Source organism: Thermococcus kodakarensis KOD1, from assembly GCF_000009965.1.
Taxonomy (GTDB): Archaea; Methanobacteriota_B; Thermococci; order Thermococcales; family Thermococcaceae; genus Thermococcus; species Thermococcus kodakarensis.
Genome location: NC_006624.1, coordinates 2036635 through 2056525, shown reverse-complemented (window position 1 = coordinate 2056525; position 19891 = coordinate 2036635). Strand labels below are relative to the sequence as shown.

Below are 19891 nucleotides of genomic sequence, written 5' to 3'. Positions count from 1 at the left end.
CATACTGGACACGCTCGTCATGACGGCGGGTTTTGGGACGCTGAGCATGATGGGCGTTGCAAAGCCCGATATTATCAGCCACTTTGGAATAAGCAACTCGGCCTATGACCTACAGCACGTTGCCTACGTCTTTGGTCTCTTCGTCGCTTTCCTGCTCGGACACACAAAGCTCTACGAGGGGAGCTTTAAGAGGAGCGTCGCGATAGCACTCAGCTGGGCCGCGATTCCACAGCTCCTCATACCCTACGTGGGTAACTGGTACCTCGTCGTTGCCCTCCGCTTCATCCAGGGTTTTGTAGTCAGCCTTGTCCCGCTCTTCAGCACCCAGATAGCACGCTTCTTTGTCGCAGAAAGACCCTTCGCCAAGGGCATAATCCTCTCTGGAATATTCTGGGGCGGGGTTTTCGGAAGCATTAGCGCCCGCTACCTCGTCGAAGCGGTTGGCTGGAAGATGGGCTTCGTTGTAACTGCAATCATAATGTACGCCGTCCTGCTCCTCTGGTGGCTTCTCGTTGAGGACTTTGAGATCATCCATGAGAAGACGGGTAGCGACGTGAACATCTGGAAGATGCCCTTCACGTGGGTCCTTGGTCTGACTTTCTTCCCGGCCCTGTGGGTGATATTCACGATAGTCGGCTTCTCCGCGAGCCTCGGCTACGACCTCGGCTGGACAAAAGACCAGGTCTCCAACCTCAGCACGACCCTCAACGTCTCAAAGGCCCTCTGGAGCATAGCCATGGGTTTCGTCGGCTTCCAGCTATCCAAGAAGAACACCACTCCAAGGGGACTCTTCAAAGCCATCGTACAGGTCATGATGATATCCTACACAATAGCCTTCATCGGGCTTATCCTCTACTCAAAGGCAATGCTTGCAGGGAACTATGCCATGGCTCTCGCGAGCGTTGTACTCGTTGGTGCCCTTCAGGGGACGGGGCCGGCTTTCTGGACGAGTGCCCCCGCCACCTATCCAAAGCGCATCTATCCAAAAGCTTCGTTCGCCCTTGGCCTTATCTCAAACTCTGCAAACGCCATAGCTCCATCGGTCACAGAAGCCCTGGCTTCCATCAGCGAGAAGCTCGCCCTTGCTGAGCTCACATTAATGCCGCTCCTCGGCATCCTGACACTGGTAACGGTCTCAAGAATGAGACTCCCAGTGGAGGAGCTCGGAGAATGAAGGCCAGAACAACCCTCTTCCTTGCTTTTCTTTTAATCGCCCTTTTCTTCAGTGGATTAGCTCTCTTAAGGGGCCCGGACTGGATACTGCTCCTCATTGGTCTGATCCATGGTGTTCTTGCAGTGGGGATCTTCAGAGGAGTAAGAAACCTGATAAGATTCTCCGTTTATATAGCACTGCTTGACTTTGTCTTTGGAATTATCTGGACGATTGGGATGCCGTCGGCCTCGTCTATTACTCTGTCTCTCCTTGCAGGCCTAATCCTGGCGGTTCTCCTCGATGAAGAGGTAAGGGATGAACTTGAGAGAACATAGCCCAAAGGTATTCAGCTAACCCTTATCCACTGAAAAGAATACACGGGAAACTCCTAACAAGAAGTGCTGGATAGAAACGTGATAAAAACGTTTTGTGGTGCGGTGGCCGGGATTTGAACCCGGGTCACCGGCTTGGAAGGCCGGTGTCCTAGACCAGGCTAGACTACCACCGCACTGCAAGAAAGTGGTGGGGCGAGGGGGATTTGAACCCCCGACACCCGGATCTTCAGTCCGGCGCTCTCCCAGGCTGAGCTACCGCCCCACGCTCCAAAAATAGGGAGACAAAGGGGATTTATAAATCTTGCGGTAGGTTTGGCCCATCCAAAATTGAACATGGCACTGCTAACAATCAGAAGATAACGTTTAACATTTACAAAAAATTTAAATTTGAAATTAGGTATTAACAATCGGTGATTCTGTGACAAAGGATGGATATTCTCGAGGAAGTAAATTGGCGAGGTATCTAGTTGAAATGGCCGTTATAATGCTTGTTTTTGTCGCGGGGGCAGCCATAAAAAACGACGACCATGACTCCCTCAGTATTGTGGAGGAACTGACAAAGTACCACACTGATCCGTTTAATCCTGACACGGACGGGGATGGGCTGACTGATGGAGCAGAAGTTAAGTTGTATGCAACGAGCCCCACCCGAATAGACAGCGACAGTGATGGGCTCACCGATGGAGATGAAATCTCAGAGTACAAAACGAATCCCCTAAGCCAAGACACCGATGATGACGGTCTTTCAGATGGCGAAGAGGTCAAAACATACGGAACCAACCCTCTCTCTGGAGATAGTGATGAGGACGGACTTGACGATAAAAGCGAGGTCGTGGTGCACAAAACTAATCCAACAGCAACCGATACTGATAAGGACGGGCTAATGGACACTAAAGAGATACAGATATACAAAACAAATCCAACGAATCCGGATACCGACAAAGATGAAGTCAATGATGGAGACGAAATCAATAGATATTCTACGGATCCGCTGAATCCAGATAGCGACGGAGATGGTCTCCTTGATGGGCAAGAAGTAACCGCTTATATGACGGATCCCCTAAATCCTGACACCGATGGAGATGGGGTTTCTGATTCACTTGAGGTAAAGAAGGGTTCTGATCCTCACAAGACGGATACAGACAACGATGGCTTAACAGACCCAGAAGAAATACTCGAATTCAGCACAAACCCCCTCTCAAAAGATACAGACGAAGATGGACTTTCCGACTTTGATGAAGTTAAAACGTACAAAACGAGCCCATTGACCTTAGATACCGACGGAGACGGACTATCCGATCCTGAGGAGCTACCGTTGGGAACGGATCCACTTAATAAAGATAGCGACCAAGATGGGCTTGTAGATGGGGAAGAAATCAATACATACAAAACAAATCCATTGAAACCAGATAGCGATAATGATGGCTTAGACGATGGGCAGGAGGTAATATTATACGGGACTGACCCCTTAGATCCCGACACGGACGGGGATTACCTACCCGATGGATATGAGGGGCAATTGGGTACTGACCCATTATACGATTGGAGGCACACCTATAATGAAGAAGCGTTTAAGGCAGGATTAAGCAAGTATTTCAGGGAAAAGCTCAGAACAGTTACAAAGGATTTCACGAAGTACAGCACAACTTTGGATAAAGCCTGGGCAATTCTGGAATGGATTGATGAGAATATCGAGTATGAGTACACTAAAGCAGATTACGTTGATGCTCTTGTGTACAACTGGTCAAAGCTAACATCAGAGCAGAAGGAGCTCTATGATAACCTAACGAGACTTTACGCCCCAAACGATATTATTGTTTACAAAAAAGGTATCTGCGGAGATTATGCAATATTAACAGCGGCAATGCTCTTGGACTCGGGAGTGTCTCCGGTTTACCTGTTGGATATCAGTTTCGAAAACTCCAAAGTTGGCCATGCTGCAGTAGCAGTCAAAATAGAGGGGGAACTATTCGTTCTTGACCAGCATTTGCCCCCAATTCCTATAGGTAATTACTATTGGACATGGGCTATCAAAAATAATTCAAAGATAATAGCTAACATAACCTTCTACGAGGTGAGGCTCAACACAAGAGGAGAACCAGAAGTTACAGATACTTGGACATGGAGCGGGGAGGAGCTAAAGGAAAAAGCATACATCTTAAACGAAGAGGCCATAAGGCAGATTATGGAAATAGCAAAAGAAAAATTCCTACTCCTGTACCCCCAGTACAAAGAAGATCCCCGGTTAAAATCTCTCGCAGAGCAGGACATGGAATCCACGAAATCCACTGGAGAGCCTTCCAATGCATACTTGCCTCCAGGATTTAGTAGGGGATGGGGGTTGTACCTATCCGACGAATACTTCTGGTTATACTACTCCCCCATTACTGCCCAGAAGCTCGTTGATTACTCGATAATGGCAGCATTCTCCAGTGAAAACTGGGCAGAAGTCATACAGCAATGCGACAGATTCTACCTTTTGATTGACTACGTACCAACAACCGTATCCGACGGAATGACAACGATAACAGTGCCGAAAATCCTTCTAGTCATGGAGATTGCGAGTTAGTTCTTCCTTTTGCTTATTTTTGTCTAAATACCTAATCCAGACTTCTAACGCTGTCTGCGAAATCCAGAAAACTAAAGACAACAGAAACAAAACTCTAAATCTTTGGCTCCACAGCATAGACGGTTTTGTCCTCACCGATGCCCTCTATCAAGCCCCTGTGCCTTCTCACGCAGCTCTCACACTCGCCACAGTGGATCGGCTTCCCGTCCTCGGTGAAGCCCTTCGGCATGTAGCAGGAGTTGGAGTACTCGTACTTCGCTCCGAGCTCCTTCAGGAGTTTTGCTATCCCCCTTTTGTCCAGATTTATTAGAGGTGCAACCACCCTTACCTCAGCCATTGTCCCATACTTGAGCATCTCGTTCATTTTCTCAACGAACTCTGGTGTGTTGTCCGGAAACGTGGCCCCTTCCTCGGCGTTGAAGCCAACCACTATGTCCCCGCCGCCGAGAGCATCAAGGAGAGAAGCTGCAACTGCTATCAGAACGACGTTCCTAGCGGGAACCCAGACGCTTTTGGCAGTTTCTTGAGCAACCTCAATGTTTTCAAGCTCTTCCCCGGTAACCTTCGGCGTCTCCCCGCCGACGAGCGTCGTCCCGCGGAGCTTCGAGAACTCCTCGAGGAAGTCTAACCTAACTATCTTGAGCGGGACATCCAGCTCCTTCGAGAAGAACTCTGCCACTTTGTTGGTAACCTTCTCCTCGTTGCTGCCGTAGTTAACTGTCAGCATTATGACCTCGTCGTAGTTCTTCTTTGCCCAGTAGAGGCAGGCGGTACTGTCAAGCCCACCGCTGAAGAGGACGACCGCGCGCTTCATTCTACCACCTCTGGAAGCAGTTTAATGCCCAGTTTCTTAGCTCTTTTCCTACGCTTCTTGTCGTAGGTTGCAAGGGCCCCAACTTCCGTAGCTATTGTCAGCAACACCGAGTCATTGTAGTGTGTCAAGGAAAGGCTTTGGAGGGTTTCAAACGCCTTTATCAAATACCTCCTGTCGTCTACGAGTTTTGTTCTCTCGTCTTCAACTATCTGCTCTACGAGTTCCCTGGCCTCTTCACTTGAGAATCCGAGCTTTCTAAAGTTCCAGACGACTTCGTAAATGACAATGGTTGGCACGATCCATTTCTCCAGAGAGGGGGAGTGCAGGAGTTCAAAGGCCTCCCTGTGGCGGGGCATCTCCTCAACCGCCGCGTATAGGAAAACGTTGGTGTCTATCACGGCCTCCATGCCATTTCCTCCTCCATGGCTTCCTCTTCGAGCCTCTCAAGCTCCTCTTCGGTTATCTTCCTGCCGAGCCTGAAGGTTTTCCACTTCCTTTTGGCCCTTTTAATCACTATCTCGTCCCCCCTGAGCTCAACGTCGAGGTACTCGCCTTCCTTTATCCCAAGGGCCTTTCTTATCTCGGCCGGAATCGTTATCTGGTAGTTGCGGGTGACCTTCGTCAAAGGCATAGTAGCTCACCATAGTATAGTAGACTTTCCTACTAGATAATTCTTTCGATTATTCCAGAGCCAAGCCGACTATCTCCTCTACGCTCGAAAACCCTTCTTCCCTAAGGTAACGCTCGATTCCCTCATTTATCTCTCTGAACACCTTCCAGCCCCGAAGGGAAACTGCGGTTCCAATCTGAAGGGCTGACGCTCCAGCCAAGAGAAACTCCACAGCATCCTGCCAGGTCGTTATGCCGCCGATTCCGATCACAGGAATGTCAAGCGTCCTCGCGAGGTCATAGACAGCCCTCAGGGCAACGGGCTTAACGCCAGGTCCAGAGTAGCCACCGACCTTATTGCTCAGTATGGGTTTTCTGGCGTAGATATCTATCGCGATTGCCTTCAGTGTGTTTATAGCAGAGACGGCATCGGCTCCAGCGTTCTCAGCGGCTAGGCCGAGCTTGGTTATGTCGTCAATGTTGGGTGTGAGCTTCGCTATGACTGGTTTATCGGTGGCGTCTTTAACGGCTTTTACCACAGCATAGACGTTCTCTGGCTTTTGACCTATCTCCATACCATAGCCCTTGGCGTGAGGGCAGGACAGATTAAGCTCAAAAGCATCGGCAACTTCGCTCAGCTTTTCCGCTAGAAAGGCGAACTCCTCCGGCGTTCCGCCGAAAATGGACACGATGAGGGGGAAGTCAAAGCTGTATCCCTCAACCATCTCAAGAAAGCCCTTCCATCCAGGGTTTGGGAGGCCCATAGCGTTTATTAACCCATATGGGAGTTCGACGATTGTGGGGTTGTCGTAGCCCTTCCTCGGCTCGATTCCAATTGATTTTGTAACTACGCCGCCGGCTCCCTCTTCGTGGGCCCTTATCCATTGCTCCGGGACCTTATCGTTTATCCCCGACGCAAGGATGAGAGGGTTCTCAAACTCCAGACCCGAGAGGTTTATAGAGAGCTTTGCCACTGTCACCACCGTCACTGCTTAATGAGCACCAATATAAAACCCTTGGTCTTCAGAGGGCAAAGCTTATAAAAGCTTCATCGGGTTAAAGATTCGGGTATGGGCCGGTAGCTCAGCCTGGTTAGAGCGCGGGGCTTTTAACCCCGTGGCCGCGGGTTCGAATCCCGCCCGGCCCGCCATAGAAACTTTGCTGGGCAAAGTTTCATCAAAGATGGAATGTCCTTTTTTTATACTACCGAGTTTTCAGTGATTCTCAATGCTCAACTAGCGGTTTTAAGGGGGTTTACTCACAGTATAACGCCCGAAGGGCGTTAAAAAGAAGAAAAAACCAAAATTCCCTGCAAATTTATCACGAGAATCTACTTACTCAGTCAATCTCACAAAGACATTCAAACTTTTGGTGAAGCTTTTCCCAAAAGCTTCAGCGCTGGCGGAAAAATAGTATGCGTTTTTAAGCAGGCTCATTTTATAAGGGGTTTACTTTCAATTGGCCTGATTCAAAGGATTCTCTCACTGTATAGTGCCCAAAGAGCACTAAAAAGAAAGCCAAAATCACAATTAGCGGGAAGATTTGGAATTAAACCCGCGCGAGCTTGCCTTCTATAAGAGCATACACCCCTAACAGGCGAGATTGAGGAGAAGGGAACCCTTTTAGTCAAGCTTTTTCCAAAAGCTTGCTGGCGAAGTTTGATCAAGGTTCATAGCTCTTTTTTAGAATCCCAATTCATCGTGATTTTCCCACCAAACAGCTGGTCTCGAATGTGAGAACTCTCAAACTCATCCTGTTAACGCGTGTTTAACTCTAAATCAACGTCCTTCGGGCGTCAAAGAAAGAAAACACCTTTCCAGGAAACTCCCCCCTAAACATGTTCTCACTACAAGAACAGGCACGCTAGCAGTGGAAAATCCTGAATAAAACCACCTCAAAGAAAAGCTATAAGCTTTTGGTCAAGCTTGCTGGCGAAAAGTTTCATCAAAGGTGGAATGTCCTTTTAAGCGCCCTGTTTTTTAGTGATTCTTCTCATCAATTAGCAATTTTCAGGGGTTTGCTCGTAGCATAACGCCCGAAAGGCGTTAAAAAGAAGAAAACCCACATTACTCCGCCTGTGAACTAGGAGAATTTCTCATTTCTCAGCCAATCTAACAAAGACGTTCAAACTTTTTAGTGAAGCTTTTCCCAAAAGCTTGCTAGAAAAGTTTTTATCGTATTCTTTACTATTCCCCAATAGGAGGAGGGATCATCATGGAACCCCACGAATTCAAGCTCACCGAAGAGGGCATAAAGGCCGTTCTTCCACCGATGGAAGCGGAGATAATGGAGCTTATGTGGCGCTTCAAAGTCGCGACTGCTGGGCAGGTGTATGAAGAGCTGAAGAGGAAACACCCCGAAATCAGAAGATCAACCGTCAGCATACTGATGAACAGACTATGCGAGAAAGGACTGCTGAAGAGAACGGTGGAGCGCGGAAGGGGTGGAATGAGGTATGTTTACTCAATAACAACGACCAGGGAGGAGTTTGAGCAGAAAGTCGTCAAGAGCATACTGGATGCCCTAATGAACAACTTCAGGGAGGCGACCTATGCCTACCTCTCAAGGATGAAAAAGTGATGATGTATGATACCCCTCATAGTAGCCCTCGAGGTGCTGTTGCTGTACCTATCTCTAGGAGCGGTGGGAATAGCGGCTACACTTCTCGCCGCACTAGCCCTTGTGACCATGTACCTAATGGCGAACAGAGGTGGGGCTAATAGCGGGCTCATACCGCTGGATGAAAGCGAAATGAAGTGGCTCCACGAGGGCATAGTGGAGATGTCAAAAAAGGCTGGAACAAAAGTCCCAGCTGTGTACCTTCAGGATGACTACATCCCCAACGCATACTCCTTCGGTGGAAATATCGTCCTCTCGTTGGGGCTCTTTGAGGTTCTGGATGAGGATGAAATCCTGGCAGTAGCCGCACACGAGCTCGGCCACATAAAAAACGGGGACACAAAGCTGTTCCCAATGGTCACGTACGGACGGTATCTAATGCTCATAACGACTATTCTGCTGATGATCGGCGGAAACCTTGCGGTCAGGATAATCGCTCCCTTGCTGTACATTTCTTACGAGGCCTCAAGAATAAGCCTCATGAAAAAGAGAGAGTTTATGGCCGACGACACTGCACTGAGGCTGCTACCTACTCCAATGAGCCTCAAAAGGGCGCTCGAAGAGATGAAGTACTACGAAGACCTAAGAGCCGATGTAAAGATCAACGCCCTGCCGAGTATTGAACCCAGTATAGAGAGAGACCAAGGGCCTAAGTGGGTATCCTTTGTCGAGACCCATCCCTCCTATGAGGAGAGGATAACGAGAATCACGATGTATATTACAAACCTCAACAAACGCCTCCAGTGATGCGGTATGTCGAAGATAGAGATAATCCTCGATCATGAAAAGGCAGAGAGGATAAAGAAGATCAGACCGACCAAGGACGAGTACTTCATGCTGATAGCGAAGCTGGTATCCCTTCGAGCGACCTGTCCGCGGCTTAGAGTTGGAGCGGTCGCAGTGAAAGATGGCTACATCCTCGCGACAGGATACAACGGCGCACCGAGGGGTATGGATCACTGCATTGATGTGGGGTGTCTCATAGTTGACGGCCACTGTCACAGGGCAGTCCACGCCGAGCAGAACGTCATAGCGATGGCGGCAAGGAAGGGCATAAGCCTAGAAGGGGCAACGCTTTACGTCACTCACTTCCCCTGCGACACCTGCTTCAAGCTTCTGATAAACGCGGGCATCAGGGAGATAGTCTACGAAGAAATGTACCCCAACGAGGCCACCGAGATACTCCTGAGAGAGGCACAGGAAAAGGGAATAGTGAAGATCAGACAGTTCAAGCTCAAAAAGGAAAGGGTGAGGCTCTTCCTGGAGGAACTGTTTGGGGAGGACTTTTAGCGCTCTCCAACTTTTTCTTCCAGTGCCTTGAGCCGTTCGTTGATCTCTTCGAGTTCTATAGCAACTTTCCTCGTCAGCTCGGTTATCTCCCTCTCAGTCTTGTCGATTTTCAGGTAGAGGTCAAAGACGATAAAAAACAGTAGGCCTATGGATACCACAAAAAGGGCATCGAGCCCCCTCCCAAGACCCAGCAAATCCTTTATCGTCTGGGATACCTGAATTGGGAAGATCGCAACGACTACAAACACCAGTACAAGCAGAGCCCATGATATTACGCTCTGCCAGTCCAGCCGTCCTTCTGAGTAGTAGCGATATATTCTAAGGAGAAGGTACGCGAGAACTAACAGTGCTATGATCTGAGCCACATACATGATACCTCACCTCAGTTTGTCAAACAGCAGATTGAGGGCTATCTTAACACCCTCAAGGACGTTTGTCCCCTTCCTCATCGAGTACTCGGTATAGACGGCCTTTATCGGAACCTCCACGATTCTGCAGCCGTTTTTAACTGCTTCAATTATAATCTCGCTTGAAACAGCATACCTGTCGCAGGTAATCTTGATCTTCGCGGCACACTCACCGCTGAAGCATCTGAGCCCGCTCTGGCTGTCGCTGACGTACTTACGCGCAAACAGTGCAGTTATGAAATCGAGGACGAAGTTTCCAAACTTTTTGATAAAGGGCATCTGACTGGTGTCTCCTTTAAGGCGGGAACCGACTGCAAAGTCCGCTTTTCCCTCCGCAACGGGCTTCATGACCTTCAATGCATCGCCTATCAAGTGCTGACCGTCGGCATCGAAGGTAAGAATCATTTTAGCGCCCTTCCTTACCGCGTAAGCGAGCCCCGTACCGAGCGCCCCACCAAGGCCTCTGTTCACGAGATGGGTGAGAACGTGGACACCGAAGGACCTCGCTATCTCTTCAGTTCTGTCCTTCGAACCATCGTTGACAACGACTATTTCTTCACGCCTGAAATAACGCAGGAGGTCGGTGAGAACCGAGCCTATTGTTTTCTCCTCGTTGTAAGCGGGAACAACGACGTAGCTCGACAGCAACCGCCCCATTAACGGAATAAAGTGTTCCATAGTGGGAATTTCGAAATTGGGAGTAGCCTCAACCGAGAAACTCATCCTTCCTGCATCGTGGGACGTCACCAAGAGGCTGAGTGCACCCGCGTTTTTCGCGGCTATGACGTCGTAGCCGTGATCACCCACAACCAAGGTCTTCTCGGGGGGAACTCCAAGGGCATCCAGAACCCGCTTTATTTGCCCCCCATTTGGCTTCAACTGGTCTGGGGGAACATCTTCTCTTGCCACAATAACGTCAAAGTAGTCAGCAATGCCAGTTTTCTGGAGGGCAAATAGGGCGGCATCCCTTGAACTCCTGGTTACAACCGCCATCCTGATTCCTTTCTCCCTCAAGAACTCTAGGGACTCACGAACACCTTTGAAGAGAAAGGCGTCCTTCATCCTCTCGGTCTCAAGCTCGACCTGGATTGAATGGAGTTCATCAAAGGGGATACCCGTTTTCTCAGAGATCTCGATCAGAGTCTCGTACATGGGCGTTAGGTCTCCAATAAGCTCTTCGCTTATGCCCCTCTCCAGGAGCCTTTTTCTAAGCTCCTCCTTGACTTCTGAGAACGCCTTTGGGGCACCGATCAGCGTGCCGTCGAGGTCAAAGACCACCAGTCTGATGTCCATACTACCACCGAAGGGTTTATTTTTGCGGGTTCCAACGGAATGCGGTGTCAGTAATGGAAGCGGCGGCTCCCCTTATAGCCTTAACTCTCTCGGCGGTACTAACCCCCTACATCGCCGGACTCATGAAAAAGGCGAGGATAGTTGGGAGGGATATACACAAGCTGACCAAACCCGAAGTCCCCGAAATGGGTGGATTGGCACTGCTCATATCTATTGGGGCAGTGTCATCTTTAATCAAACCAGAGATCGGTCTCGTTTTTCTCCTGTTCGGGATAGTGGGAATTATTGATGACCTTGCTGCTTTAAAGCAGTCCCACAAGGTTGCTCTGTCCCTGATAGTCGCTTCACCTGTAATGTTTTTTGACATTCCCCGATACGTTGACGTATTCGGATTCCCCCTTAATCTCGGAGTTATCTATCCCATAGTGGCACTTCTGTACGTGGTGGGCTCAGCGAACCTGGTGAACATGCTAGCGGGCTTCAACGGACTGGAAGTCGGGACGAGCGCGATAGCGCTGGCTTTCCTGGGAGTGCTTACCGACGGAACGGCCAGAGAGCTGGCCCTTATCGGAACTGCTGCAGCTCTAGGCTTTCTCTGGTGGAACAGATATCCAGCCAGGGTATTTCCTGGCGATACTGGAACCCTGAGCCTCGGAGCACTTATTGGACTCGTTGCCGTTGTGGGAAAGGTTGAAGCCTACGGGGCGGTTCTCCTGATACCACACTTTCTTGACTTCGTTATAAAAGCAGTTGGGGTGAGGTTTGGAGTCAGAAAGCATGGAAGAACCGAAGTCTTGCCTGACGGGACGCTAAAGGCACCACCTTATCCAAGCTTTCTGGGGATGATAATGAGAAAAGTGCGCGTGAACGAACCAAAGCTGGTCGCAATAGTGTGGGCCATAGAGTTCATTCTTGGCCTTCTTGCCCTTGCTCTGAGTCAATTACTTTAACCATGCCAAAGCCGTAGCGAGTCTTTTCACCAAACCCCGTTTCATATCCCAGCCAGGCCAGCTCGGGTGAGCCAGAGTACTTGAAGACCATAAGGGAGCTCCTGTAGTAGGTATCCCTAACGAGAATCCGGACGGGCTTAAACTTGAGAACCTCAATTTTGAACTCCTTGTTTTCGGGCATTCTGCCGTAAATGCTCGAATAGCGCATGAGCATTATCTTTCTGAGCTTGTCAAAGAACATTTCATCGTCGGGATAGAGGTCCCACACCTTCATCCTGCCGTTGACGAACTTAACCGTCCTAACGAGGATCGGACTGAGCGTTGAGAAGAGAACGGGACCTTTAAGTTCGGGCTCCTTCAGAACCTTAACGTCATCTGCAATAAAAGTGGCATCCTTAATCTTCAGGAGGGGGTCATCGAGAAAGCCCTCGGCGATGGCATGGATGACATCGGCGGAATGGGAGGAGACGTAGAGAGAAACGTCATCGGAGAGAACTCTAATGCCAGCCTCGGGAATGAGCTCCCTCTTCCTGACCATTATCCTTGAGAACGTGAAGTAGTCAACACCACTAGATTCAACCTCCTTTCCAAGTTCGGGAGAAACCAGATAGACCTTCTCAAGCAGCTGAGAATAGACCTCGTAGTTGTAGTTAAACGGAAGAATTGTGCCCACCTCAGCGGGTCGGAGTTTTATTTCAATCCTCATTATTGACCCCTCCATTGTAGTGCCAATATATCCAACGTCAAAAAGGTTAATAAGTGTTTCGAAGTTGAGTTTGAAGACCATTGTGAATCAACGGATGATAAACTTGTGCATTAGATAGAAATTGTCCAAAACCCAAACCTGTTTCTGCTGGGATGGATAGAGTTAAAAAGAGTCCCAACGAGACATACATCAGGAGAGAAGTTAGAGGTGAGATACCATGAGTATTGAGAACACTGACGTTCACCCGGAGGGTTACGATGACTACGTCACTTTCCTCAAAAGGAGAATCAGGCAGCTGGAGTTACAGGTGAGAACGCTGGAGGCAGACAAGGAGAGACTTGAGAGGGAGCTTTCAAGGCTGAGAATGGAAATGTCAAGGCTCAGACAGCCGCCGGCCTTTGCGGGGAACGTCATAGAGGTGCTCGACGACGAAAGGGCTATCGTTCAGAACTACAACGGGCCGCGCTTCGTTGTCAGGATAGCGCCTTGGATAGAGAGGGACAAGCTCAAGCCAGGAGCCAGGGTGGCACTCGACCAGAGGACGATGGCGATAGTCGAGCTCCTGCCGAGCGAGAAAGACCCGAGTGTCCTCGGTTTCGAAGTCATTGAAAGGCCCAAGGTCACCTACAACGACATAGGCGGACTTGAGAAGCAGCTCCAGGAACTCAGGGAGGCAATAGAGCTCCCGCTCAAGCACCCTGAGCTGTTTGAACAGGTCGGCATCGAGCCGCCGAAGGGAGTTCTCCTCTACGGCCCGCCGGGCTGTGGAAAGACCCTGATGGCAAAGGCAGTTGCCAATCACGTCAACGCCACTTTCATCCGCGTCGTCGGAAGCGAGCTGGTAAGGAAGTTCATCGGAGAGGGTGCCAGACTGGTCCACGAACTCTTTGAGCTTGCCAAGGAGAAGGCACCCACGATAATATTCATAGACGAAATAGACGCCATAGGCGCAAAGAGGATGGACGAAACCACCGGCGGCGAGAGGGAAGTCAACAGAACCCTCATGCAGCTCCTCGCTGAGATGGACGGCTTCGACCCGAGGGGCAACGTGAAGGTCATAGCGGCAACCAACAGGCCCGATATACTCGATCCAGCATTACTCAGGCCGGGCAGGTTCGACAGGCTCATAGAGGTTCCGCTCCCGGACTACCAGGGCAGGCTCGAGATACTCAAGGTTCACACGAGAAAGATGAACCTCAAGGGCGTTGACCTGCGCGTTATAGCGGAGATAACCGAGGGGGCGAGCGGAGCAGATCTCAAGGCCATAGCTACCGAGGCAGGCATGTTCGCCATCAGGGACAGGAGGACGTACGTTACGCAGGACGACTTCCTCAAGGCCGTGGATAAAGTCATTGGCTCGGAGAAGAGGCTGGCACAGCAGATAGCTATGCACGAGGTAATGTACGGCTGAAGCCATTCTCTTTTTTCTTCTACCCCTGATTTAAAGCGAGTATTTACAATACTACATTCTTTTCGGGCTTGTTCCAAGTTTTTTCCTTTCCACAAGACCCTCAACCCACAGTATTGCCCACGCAAGCAGATACATTACGGGAATAGACAAGAAAGCAGGCCTGTATCCAAAGATATCTATAAGCAGGCCGACGAGATAAGGCCCGACCGTCGCGCCGAAGAATCCAACCATGTTGACGAAACCCATGACCGAACCCAGGTTTTCTGGACTTGCTTTCTCGGAGGTGTAGGCAGTAACTACTGGACCCACAGAGTAGAACGTAAGCCCGAGGGGGATTATAATCCAGGGAGATGCCGTTACCGCAAGGAGGAACGTTAGCAGTGCGTTGAGCACGAGTATCAGCGAGACGCTTCTCCTTCCCGTTCTATCATAGACCAAGCCACCGAGGAAAGATCCTGCTACACCCACAACCGAAAGCAGAGAGAAAAGACCCGAGGCAATCCCGAGGGAGACTCCTGAGTGCACCAGGAATGACACCAGAAACGTTAGAAGGCCGAAGAATGCGGCGAGCGCAAGGAAATTCGCAGCGCTCAAGGGGAGAACGTTCATCGGAATCGAGAGTGAGGCCCTAAAAGGCTTCGAGACTTCCCCCTTGACGGCGAGGGCAAGGGCGACTCCAACAAGAAGGCTCATGGAAGAGAGCACAGCAAAGGCGTACCTCCACTGGAGGGAGAGCGCTATGGGTACGACTATCAGAGGAGCAATTCCACTCCCTACTGGCGGCCCGACCATGAAGATCCCCATAGCGGAGCCCTTTCTCTCCCGATAGACCTCGCTTATGAGAGCCGTCGCTGGAGCATAGTACAGGCCAGAGAAAATCCCATAGAGAGCCCTAACCGCCAGAAGCTCCCAGTACTGGCGCGCGAAAACTATGAGCGCAGAAGAGAGGGAGTATCCAACGATGCTCACCACCAAAAGACGCTTTCTCCCGAGCCTGTCTCCAAGATAGCCCGCGGGTACCTGGACGAGTGCATAGGGGAGTAGCAACGCAGTCATCAGCAGACCTGCCTCGGCGTTGGTTACGCCCAGTTCCGACTTGATTATGGGGATAAGGGGTGGTATCGCCATCCTGTGGGCGTAGTTGAATATCCAGCCGAGGGAGAGCAGCAACAGGAGTCTCTTCCGCATAGGTTCGAGAGAAGATGAAACGCTTAAAAGTTTGTTGGATAGCAAAGTAAGTTTATAAAAGGCGCGGGCAACCAGTTACGGGAGAGAACATGGTCAGCAAACTGCTCGCACTCGAGGCTTACCCATCACTCAGGGACCTGGACTTCAGGATACTTAGGGGAGTAGAGCTCAACATGCGCCACCACAGGTGGGTTCCCTTAGAGGACATAGCCCGCTTTGCCAGGGTGGACGTTGAGACTGCATCCTTCCGCCTTGGAAAGCTCGACGACTGGGGACTAGTCGTCAGGAGGAGCGACATCGGCTACATAGGCTACCAGCTCACGATACACGGCTACGACGCGCTGGCAATCAGGGCGCTCGCCAAAAAGGGAGTAATAGAGGCCATAAGCACGACGCAGATAGGTGTTGGGAAGGACGCTGATGTTTACGTAGGCATAACTCCTTCTGGGGAGAAGGTCGCGGTAAAGTTCAACAGGATAGGAGGGAGGACAGCTTCCAGAAGGGCCGGCTACCACGGCCACGTCTTCCAGGACAAGCACCACACCAGCTGGCTCTACGTTTCAAGGCTGATAGCCAAGAAGGAGCACGAGGCCCTCGTCCTGCTCAGCCCGATAGCGAGGGTTCCGCGGCCGGTAGCCTGGAACAGGCACGTAGTCGTAATGGAGTTTGTGGAGGGAACCGAGCTGGCCGAACTCAGGGACACTGATTTAACCAGAGAGGAAGCAGAGAGGATACTCGATAGGGTTCTTGAGGAGTACCTCAAGATCGTTAGGTTTGGTATAGTTCACTCGGACATGAGCGAGTTCAACATAGTCCTGACTAAAGATGGAGACATCCTGATAATAGACTGGGCACAGTACATCAGCACGGCCCATCCGGAGAGCTACGAACTGCTTAAGAGGGACATAACCGTCCTTTTGAACGCCTTCAGGAGAAGGTGGGGAGTAAAAAAGGAGTTTGAAAAGGTCTGGCCCGAGTTTGAATCAGCCTGGAAGGAGAGCAGGGGTGAGGAAGGTGGTAATTAAGTACGAGCCCCTCAACAGGAAGGAGAGGATAGCAAGGCTCTTCAGGGAGGCCATAGAGGCCGAAAACCAAAAAGACCTCGAAACTGCCAAGAAAAAGCTCGATGAGATCCTTCACGAGAGCATGGAGGAAGAGCCCGAGCTGTACTTCGAGGCCTGCTTCCGCCTCGCTGATATCTTCCTTCAGGAAGACAACTACAGGGGAGCGGTCAAGTGCGCGCTTAGAGCTATTTACAACGCGCCGAACGACGATCTCTTCCGCCTCGGCTTCAAGAGGCTCGGGGACATACTAACGATAATCAGAGATGCCGGAAAAGAACTGGAGCTCACGGAGAACATGGATTCACTCAGAGTTCTCCTCAAAGAGGACAAACTCCTCAGCAAGTTCCTCGAAGCCCTAATAAAAGCGGCAAAAGGGGAAGAAGTCAGCGTGGAGTTCCCGGTCAAGGAGATGAACGAAGCGCTGGAAGCACTCAAAGGATGAGCCTCAATGTTCTCTCAAAATCTTCCCTTTTTGGTGCTAACGGGTAGTTGTAGGGTTCCTTTCCAGGTCTCTCGTTGTAGTAAGGCCGGTTGCAGCCCGGACAGCCGTGGGTCATGAAAACCGTCGTGGGAATCTTTGCAACTTCGTCCTTGGAGAGTGCAAAGCCCTTGATGGAGTCCCCATCGAAGACTATGGCATCTTCCTTCCCGATGCTCACGAGGTATTTAGCGAGCTGGATTTTTCGGTAATGTTCGAGGCTCGGCGGTTCCCTATTTTCAAGGCGGGTTCCCTTTATAGGCGTGAAGGCAAATATGGAAACATCAGCGCCGATTTCCCTCGCGCGTATGAAGGTATTCACAAGCTCCCCGTCAGTCTCTCCAAGGCCAACTATAACATGAAGTAGGGCCTTTCCACGGCCAAAAACATCAATCACTCTGCCCGCAAAGTCCCACACTTCTTCCCATGACAGGTCTGGCTTTATCTCCCTAAAGAGCCTCTCGCTGGCAACATCGAGGCCGACACCTATGTAGTCCACGCCGCGCTCCTTGAAGCGTTCAAGGGTCTCCGAATCAACAGGGGTTATCGAGACTGAAATCGGAAGATTAAGGTCGGAGAAGGCTTCAAGGAGGTCAAAAACGTCCTCAACCATTCCCGGATAATCAATGGTCTGGAGGCAGATTCTTGCAAAGTTTCCCTTCTTCAAACCTTCGAGTACATCCTCCAGCATGAAAGAAGGCCACACAACCCTCGACAGCTTCTCAAGGTCTGCCCTGCTTGAGCGGGCCTGAGCGCAGAAAGCACAGTCGTTGGAGCACCTTCCTGGCCAATAGGTCATGAGATAAGCGGTAGTTGGCCTCGCCAACAGCTTCGCCCTGATTAGGCCCATCGCTATTGCAGTTCCATAGGAGACCCTTACCATTTCAGGCATTCCCTTCACCCTTAACCTTCGTGATCAGGATGCTTATAAGTGCCACTCCTGCGATGAAGGGGAGCAGCGGGAAAACAGCCTCGTATCCTCTAAGGTCCGCAACGTAGCCTAGGGCGACCTGACCACCCAGTGTACCAAGATCAAAGAACATCGTGTATATGCTCGAGCCCATTGCGCGGATTTTTCCGGGAAGGGGAGCGAGGGCCATCATCTGCATCGCGGGGACTGAAAGACCAAAGCCCGCACCGATGAGAACGGCACTTATGTAGGACTCTGGCGGAAGAATTCTGTAGTTGAGGAAGACGTATCCAGTTATGACGACCAGGATGCCACCAAAGGAAACGGGAACCGGGCCAATCCTGTCTGCAGTCTTACCCCCAACTAATCTGGTTGCGAAGCTCGACGCACCAACCACCATCATGTAGAGGCCGAAAGTCCTCTGCGGGAAGCCGAGGTATTTGTAGAAAGCCGGAAGGTAGGTCGTTATACCCGAATAAGAGGCAGAGAAAAAGAGGAGTGCCAGTGAAGTGAAAACGAACGAGACTTTAAGAAGTGCCCGATAGCTGACGCTCCCTCCGGAGGATTCTTCGTCGCCGGTTATTCTCCCGACCTCTTTCCACACGGGTATCACAAAGCCCGCGCCGAGGAGAGAGAAGAGCGACACGAAGGAAAAAGCTCCGGCGAAGCCGAGGTAGTCGGACAGATAGCCTCCCAGGGCTGGCCCGATTATGTTGCCGAGCGAGAACATCATGCCACGCCATCCGAGGGTCTCACCCACCCTGCCGGGCGGTGCCAGATCAACGGCTGTGGAGAGGCTTGAGGGGAAGAATATCCCCATTGAAAAGCCGTGGAGTGCCCTTGAAAACGCGAAAAGTACAATGTTGGATGTGTAGGCGGAAACGACGTAGAGAAGGCCACTTATGAGAGAGAGCACGTTTCCGGCTATCATCATCTCAAGGCGGTAGCCTCTATCCCCGATGAGACCGCCAACTGGCTTTGAAACGAGGGAAACAAAGGATGTAACACCAGCCACCAAACCAACAAGAAAAGGGCTTGCCCCGAGCGTTATCGCAAAGGGGGAAACTATGGGGTTGGTTAAGCTGATGCCGAGGAAGAAGAAAAACGTCGAGAGGTTGAGGAGCCAGATGTTTCTGAGCGTTTTTTCCACTAAACACCAGCCTCCGGCTCGTCCATTCCGTCCTTCATGAAGGCGTAGCTCATGTGCTTGGTGTTCTTGGCGAAGCCGACGTTGCCCTTTGCATCGACCATGATAATGCCCATCGTATCTGGGCCGAAGTACTTCGTGGCGAGGCTTATAGCGGCTTCGCTTGCCGTCTGAGCGTCCATGCCAAGCCTGACGAAGTCGGCAGCACTCTTTGCCAGTGCGAGCTTTATCGCGACCTCGCCGAGGCCGGTACAGGAAGCTCCCGCAACTTCGTTCGCGTAAGTTCCGCCGCCGATTATTGGAGTGTCTCCAACGCGGCCGAACATCTTGAGGAAAACCCCACCAGTGGAAGTTCCTGCAACAACTTCCTCACCGTCGAAGGCCACAGCGCCAACAGTGCTCCTCAGGACTTCTGGATACTCCTTGATCAGCTCGTTGAGCTTCTTCCAGTGCTTTGTTTCGCCCTTCTCTATGAGCTTCTTTCTGAGCTCCTCCCACTGCTTGAGCCTCTCCTCCGTTATCGGGTCGTACTCCTCGAAGCCGAGCAGTCTGGCGAACTTTACAGCTCCCTCACCTATCAGGAGAACGTGGTCGGTTTTCTCCATGACCTTTCTGGCAACGCTTATCGGGTTCTTGACGCCCCAGATTCCAGCAACGGCGCCAGCGTCGAGCGTTTTACCGCGCATTATAGCGGCGTCCATCTCGACCTTCCCATCAAGGGTAAGAACGCTTCCAGTTCCTGCATTAAAAATAGGGTTGTCCTCGAGGGCTTTAACTGCCTCCTCAACTGCATCCAGCGCGGAACCCCTCTTCAGCTCTCTCCAGCCGGCGAGAACAGCCTCCCTAACACCCTCAATGACCTTGGGTATTCTCTCCTCTTTCCTTATTGTTCCAGCCCCACCGTGGACTATGATAGCGGCCATGAGAATCACCGAGAAGAGTTTCCTC

General features: G+C 50.9%; 21 protein-coding genes and 3 tRNA genes. 11 read left to right on the top strand and 13 right to left on the bottom strand.

Annotated elements, in window-relative coordinates; translation table 11 throughout:
• The first annotated feature begins 19 nt into the window (after positions 1-19).
• Positions 20-1174: an MFS transporter gene (locus tag TK_RS11415; RefSeq protein ID WP_048053896.1), complete on the top strand. Its 1155-nt coding sequence runs from the start codon at positions 20-22 to the stop codon at positions 1172-1174.
• Positions 1171-1488, top strand: coding sequence for a hypothetical protein (locus tag TK_RS11410; RefSeq protein ID WP_011251215.1), 318 nt, complete (start codon positions 1171-1173; stop codon positions 1486-1488). Before TK_RS11415 ends, TK_RS11410 begins: the two co-directional genes overlap by 4 nt.
• 95 nt (positions 1489-1583) lie before the next feature.
• Here the strand turns inward: TK_RS11410 and TK_RS11405 are convergent.
• Together TK_RS11405 and TK_RS11400 are read right to left on the bottom strand one after the other, a co-directional pair.
• Positions 1584-1661: transfer RNA gene (locus tag TK_RS11405), tRNA-Gly, on the bottom strand.
• 12 nt (positions 1662-1673) lie between these two features.
• Positions 1674-1750: transfer RNA gene (locus TK_RS11400), tRNA-Phe, on the bottom strand.
• Positions 1751-1906: 156 nt separating this feature from the next.
• Here TK_RS11400 and TK_RS11395 point away from each other — a divergent pair.
• Positions 1907-4057, top strand: a complete 2151-nt coding sequence (locus tag TK_RS11395) for a transglutaminase-like domain-containing protein (RefSeq protein WP_011251214.1) — start codon at positions 1907-1909, stop codon at positions 4055-4057.
• Between the two features lie 94 nt (positions 4058-4151).
• Here TK_RS11395 and queC read toward each other — a convergent pair whose 3' ends face one another.
• From queC to TK_RS11375, 4 genes are read right to left on the bottom strand one after another with little or no spacing between them, the layout of a single operon-like run.
• A complete protein-coding gene (queC, locus tag TK_RS11390) occupies positions 4152-4871 on the bottom strand; it encodes a 7-cyano-7-deazaguanine synthase QueC (RefSeq protein WP_011251213.1) in 720 nt (239 codons plus the stop codon).
• Positions 4868-5278 carry a PIN domain-containing protein gene (locus TK_RS11385; RefSeq protein ID WP_011251212.1) on the bottom strand — a complete coding sequence of 137 codons (411 nt, stop codon included), beginning with the start codon at positions 5276-5278 and terminating at the stop codon, positions 4868-4870. Before TK_RS11385 ends, queC begins: the two co-directional genes overlap by 4 nt.
• On the bottom strand, positions 5266-5502 hold the full coding sequence (locus TK_RS11380) for an AbrB/MazE/SpoVT family DNA-binding domain-containing protein (RefSeq protein ID WP_011251211.1): 237 nt from the start codon (positions 5500-5502) through the stop codon (positions 5266-5268). The genes TK_RS11385 and TK_RS11380 overlap by 13 nt, the downstream gene beginning before the upstream one ends.
• Before the next feature lie 49 nt (positions 5503-5551).
• Complete coding sequence (locus TK_RS11375; protein WP_011251210.1) at positions 5552-6460, bottom strand: dihydroorotate dehydrogenase; 909 nt, start codon at positions 6458-6460, stop codon at positions 5552-5554.
• Between the two features lie 92 nt (positions 6461-6552).
• Between TK_RS11375 and TK_RS11370 the strand changes: the two genes are divergently transcribed.
• The 4 genes from TK_RS11370 (at position 6553) to TK_RS11355 (ending at position 9389) form a co-directional block, all read left to right on the top strand.
• Positions 6553-6630 (top strand) — tRNA-Lys (locus TK_RS11370).
• A gap of 1064 nt (positions 6631-7694) precedes the next feature.
• The gene (locus TK_RS11365) at positions 7695-8060 is read left to right on the top strand and encodes a BlaI/MecI/CopY family transcriptional regulator (RefSeq protein WP_011251209.1); all 366 of its coding nucleotides are present in this window, start codon (positions 7695-7697) and stop codon (positions 8058-8060) included.
• A 6-nt stretch (positions 8061-8066) separates the two neighbouring features.
• The gene (locus tag TK_RS11360; protein ID WP_011251208.1) at positions 8067-8846 is read left to right on the top strand and encodes a M48 family metallopeptidase; all 780 of its coding nucleotides are present in this window, start codon (positions 8067-8069) and stop codon (positions 8844-8846) included.
• A 6-nt stretch (positions 8847-8852) separates the two neighbouring features.
• Complete coding sequence (locus tag TK_RS11355; protein ID WP_011251207.1) at positions 8853-9389, top strand: deoxycytidylate deaminase; 537 nt, start codon at positions 8853-8855, stop codon at positions 9387-9389.
• On the opposite strand, the gene TK_RS11350 is transcribed toward TK_RS11355, so the two are convergent.
• Both TK_RS11350 and TK_RS11345 read right to left on the bottom strand, forming a co-directional pair.
• The gene (locus TK_RS11350; RefSeq protein ID WP_011251206.1) at positions 9386-9760 is read right to left on the bottom strand and encodes a DUF2304 domain-containing protein; all 375 of its coding nucleotides are present in this window, start codon (positions 9758-9760) and stop codon (positions 9386-9388) included. The genes TK_RS11355 and TK_RS11350 overlap by 4 nt on opposite strands.
• A gap of 6 nt (positions 9761-9766) precedes the next feature.
• Positions 9767-11089, bottom strand: a complete 1323-nt coding sequence (locus TK_RS11345; RefSeq protein WP_011251205.1) for an HAD-IA family hydrolase — start codon at positions 11087-11089, stop codon at positions 9767-9769.
• A gap of 53 nt (positions 11090-11142) precedes the next feature.
• Here TK_RS11345 and TK_RS11340 point away from each other — a divergent pair, with 53 nt between their 5' ends.
• The gene (locus TK_RS11340; protein WP_011251204.1) at positions 11143-12039 is read left to right on the top strand and encodes an MraY family glycosyltransferase; all 897 of its coding nucleotides are present in this window, start codon (positions 11143-11145) and stop codon (positions 12037-12039) included.
• Here TK_RS11340 and cas6 read toward each other — a convergent pair.
• Complete coding sequence (gene cas6 / locus TK_RS11335) at positions 11996-12745, bottom strand: CRISPR-associated endoribonuclease Cas6 (RefSeq protein WP_011251203.1); 750 nt, start codon at positions 12743-12745, stop codon at positions 11996-11998. The genes TK_RS11340 and cas6 overlap by 44 nt on opposite strands.
• Positions 12746-12962: 217 nt before the next feature.
• On the opposite strand from cas6, the gene TK_RS11330 reads away from it, so the two are divergent.
• Positions 12963-14156, top strand: coding sequence for a proteasome-activating nucleotidase (locus TK_RS11330; protein ID WP_011251202.1), 1194 nt, complete (start codon positions 12963-12965; stop codon positions 14154-14156).
• A 51-nt stretch (positions 14157-14207) separates the two neighbouring features.
• Here TK_RS11330 and TK_RS11325 read toward each other — a convergent pair whose 3' ends face one another.
• Positions 14208-15344, bottom strand: coding sequence for an MFS transporter (locus tag TK_RS11325; RefSeq protein ID WP_011251201.1), 1137 nt, complete (start codon positions 15342-15344; stop codon positions 14208-14210).
• Positions 15345-15433: 89 nt separating this feature from the next.
• Here TK_RS11325 and TK_RS11320 point away from each other — a divergent pair, with 89 nt between their 5' ends.
• Both TK_RS11320 and TK_RS11315 read left to right on the top strand, forming a co-directional pair.
• A complete protein-coding gene (locus TK_RS11320; RefSeq protein ID WP_011251200.1) occupies positions 15434-16369 on the top strand; it encodes a serine/threonine-protein kinase RIO2 in 936 nt (311 codons plus the stop codon).
• A complete protein-coding gene (locus tag TK_RS11315; RefSeq protein ID WP_048053787.1) occupies positions 16359-16850 on the top strand; it encodes a hypothetical protein in 492 nt (163 codons plus the stop codon). Before TK_RS11320 ends, TK_RS11315 begins: the two co-directional genes overlap by 11 nt.
• Here the strand turns inward: TK_RS11315 and TK_RS11310 are convergent.
• Genes TK_RS11310 through TK_RS11300 form a run of 3 tightly spaced genes read right to left on the bottom strand, consistent with a single transcriptional unit; the run spans position 16840 to position 19866 of the window.
• The gene (locus TK_RS11310; RefSeq protein WP_011251198.1) at positions 16840-17778 is read right to left on the bottom strand and encodes a radical SAM protein; all 939 of its coding nucleotides are present in this window, start codon (positions 17776-17778) and stop codon (positions 16840-16842) included. The genes TK_RS11315 and TK_RS11310 overlap by 11 nt on opposite strands.
• Positions 17771-18946: an MFS transporter gene (locus TK_RS11305; protein ID WP_011251197.1), complete on the bottom strand. Its 1176-nt coding sequence runs from the start codon at positions 18944-18946 to the stop codon at positions 17771-17773. Before TK_RS11305 ends, TK_RS11310 begins: the two co-directional genes overlap by 8 nt.
• Positions 18946-19866: an isoaspartyl peptidase/L-asparaginase family protein gene (locus TK_RS11300; protein WP_011251196.1), complete on the bottom strand. Its 921-nt coding sequence runs from the start codon at positions 19864-19866 to the stop codon at positions 18946-18948. The genes TK_RS11305 and TK_RS11300 overlap by 1 nt, the downstream gene beginning before the upstream one ends.
• Positions 19867-19891 lie beyond the last annotated feature (25 nt).

Excerpts from the sequence above, each read along its gene's own strand:
- TK_RS11340 (WP_011251204.1), top strand. The coding sequence starts at position 11,143 with ATGGAAGCGGCGGCTCCCCTTATAGCCTTAACTCTCTCGGCGGTACTA.
- queC (WP_011251213.1), bottom strand. The coding sequence starts at position 4,871 with ATGAAGCGCGCGGTCGTCCTCTTCAGCGGTGGGCTTGACAGTACCGCC.
- TK_RS11365 (WP_011251209.1), top strand. The coding sequence starts at position 7,695 with ATGGAACCCCACGAATTCAAGCTCACCGAAGAGGGCATAAAGGCCGTT.
- cas6 (WP_011251203.1), bottom strand. The coding sequence starts at position 12,745 with ATGAGGATTGAAATAAAACTCCGACCCGCTGAGGTGGGCACAATTCTT.
- TK_RS11410 (WP_011251215.1), top strand. The coding sequence starts at position 1,171 with ATGAAGGCCAGAACAACCCTCTTCCTTGCTTTTCTTTTAATCGCCCTT.
- TK_RS11300 (WP_011251196.1), bottom strand. The coding sequence starts at position 19,866 with ATGGCCGCTATCATAGTCCACGGTGGGGCTGGAACAATAAGGAAAGAG.
- TK_RS11360 (WP_011251208.1), top strand. The coding sequence starts at position 8,067 with ATGATACCCCTCATAGTAGCCCTCGAGGTGCTGTTGCTGTACCTATCT.
- TK_RS11380 (WP_011251211.1), bottom strand. The coding sequence starts at position 5,502 with ATGCCTTTGACGAAGGTCACCCGCAACTACCAGATAACGATTCCGGCC.
- TK_RS11345 (WP_011251205.1), bottom strand. The coding sequence starts at position 11,089 with ATGGACATCAGACTGGTGGTCTTTGACCTCGACGGCACGCTGATCGGT.
- TK_RS11385 (WP_011251212.1), bottom strand. The coding sequence starts at position 5,278 with ATGGAGGCCGTGATAGACACCAACGTTTTCCTATACGCGGCGGTTGAG.
- TK_RS11350 (WP_011251206.1), bottom strand. The coding sequence starts at position 9,760 with ATGTATGTGGCTCAGATCATAGCACTGTTAGTTCTCGCGTACCTTCTC.
- TK_RS11310 (WP_011251198.1), bottom strand. The coding sequence starts at position 17,778 with ATGCCTGAAATGGTAAGGGTCTCCTATGGAACTGCAATAGCGATGGGC.
- TK_RS11355 (WP_011251207.1), top strand. The coding sequence starts at position 8,853 with ATGTCGAAGATAGAGATAATCCTCGATCATGAAAAGGCAGAGAGGATA.
- TK_RS11325 (WP_011251201.1), bottom strand. The coding sequence starts at position 15,344 with ATGCGGAAGAGACTCCTGTTGCTGCTCTCCCTCGGCTGGATATTCAAC.
- TK_RS11415 (WP_048053896.1), top strand. The coding sequence starts at position 20 with ATGACGGCGGGTTTTGGGACGCTGAGCATGATGGGCGTTGCAAAGCCC.
- TK_RS11330 (WP_011251202.1), top strand. The coding sequence starts at position 12,963 with ATGAGTATTGAGAACACTGACGTTCACCCGGAGGGTTACGATGACTAC.
- TK_RS11320 (WP_011251200.1), top strand. The coding sequence starts at position 15,434 with ATGGTCAGCAAACTGCTCGCACTCGAGGCTTACCCATCACTCAGGGAC.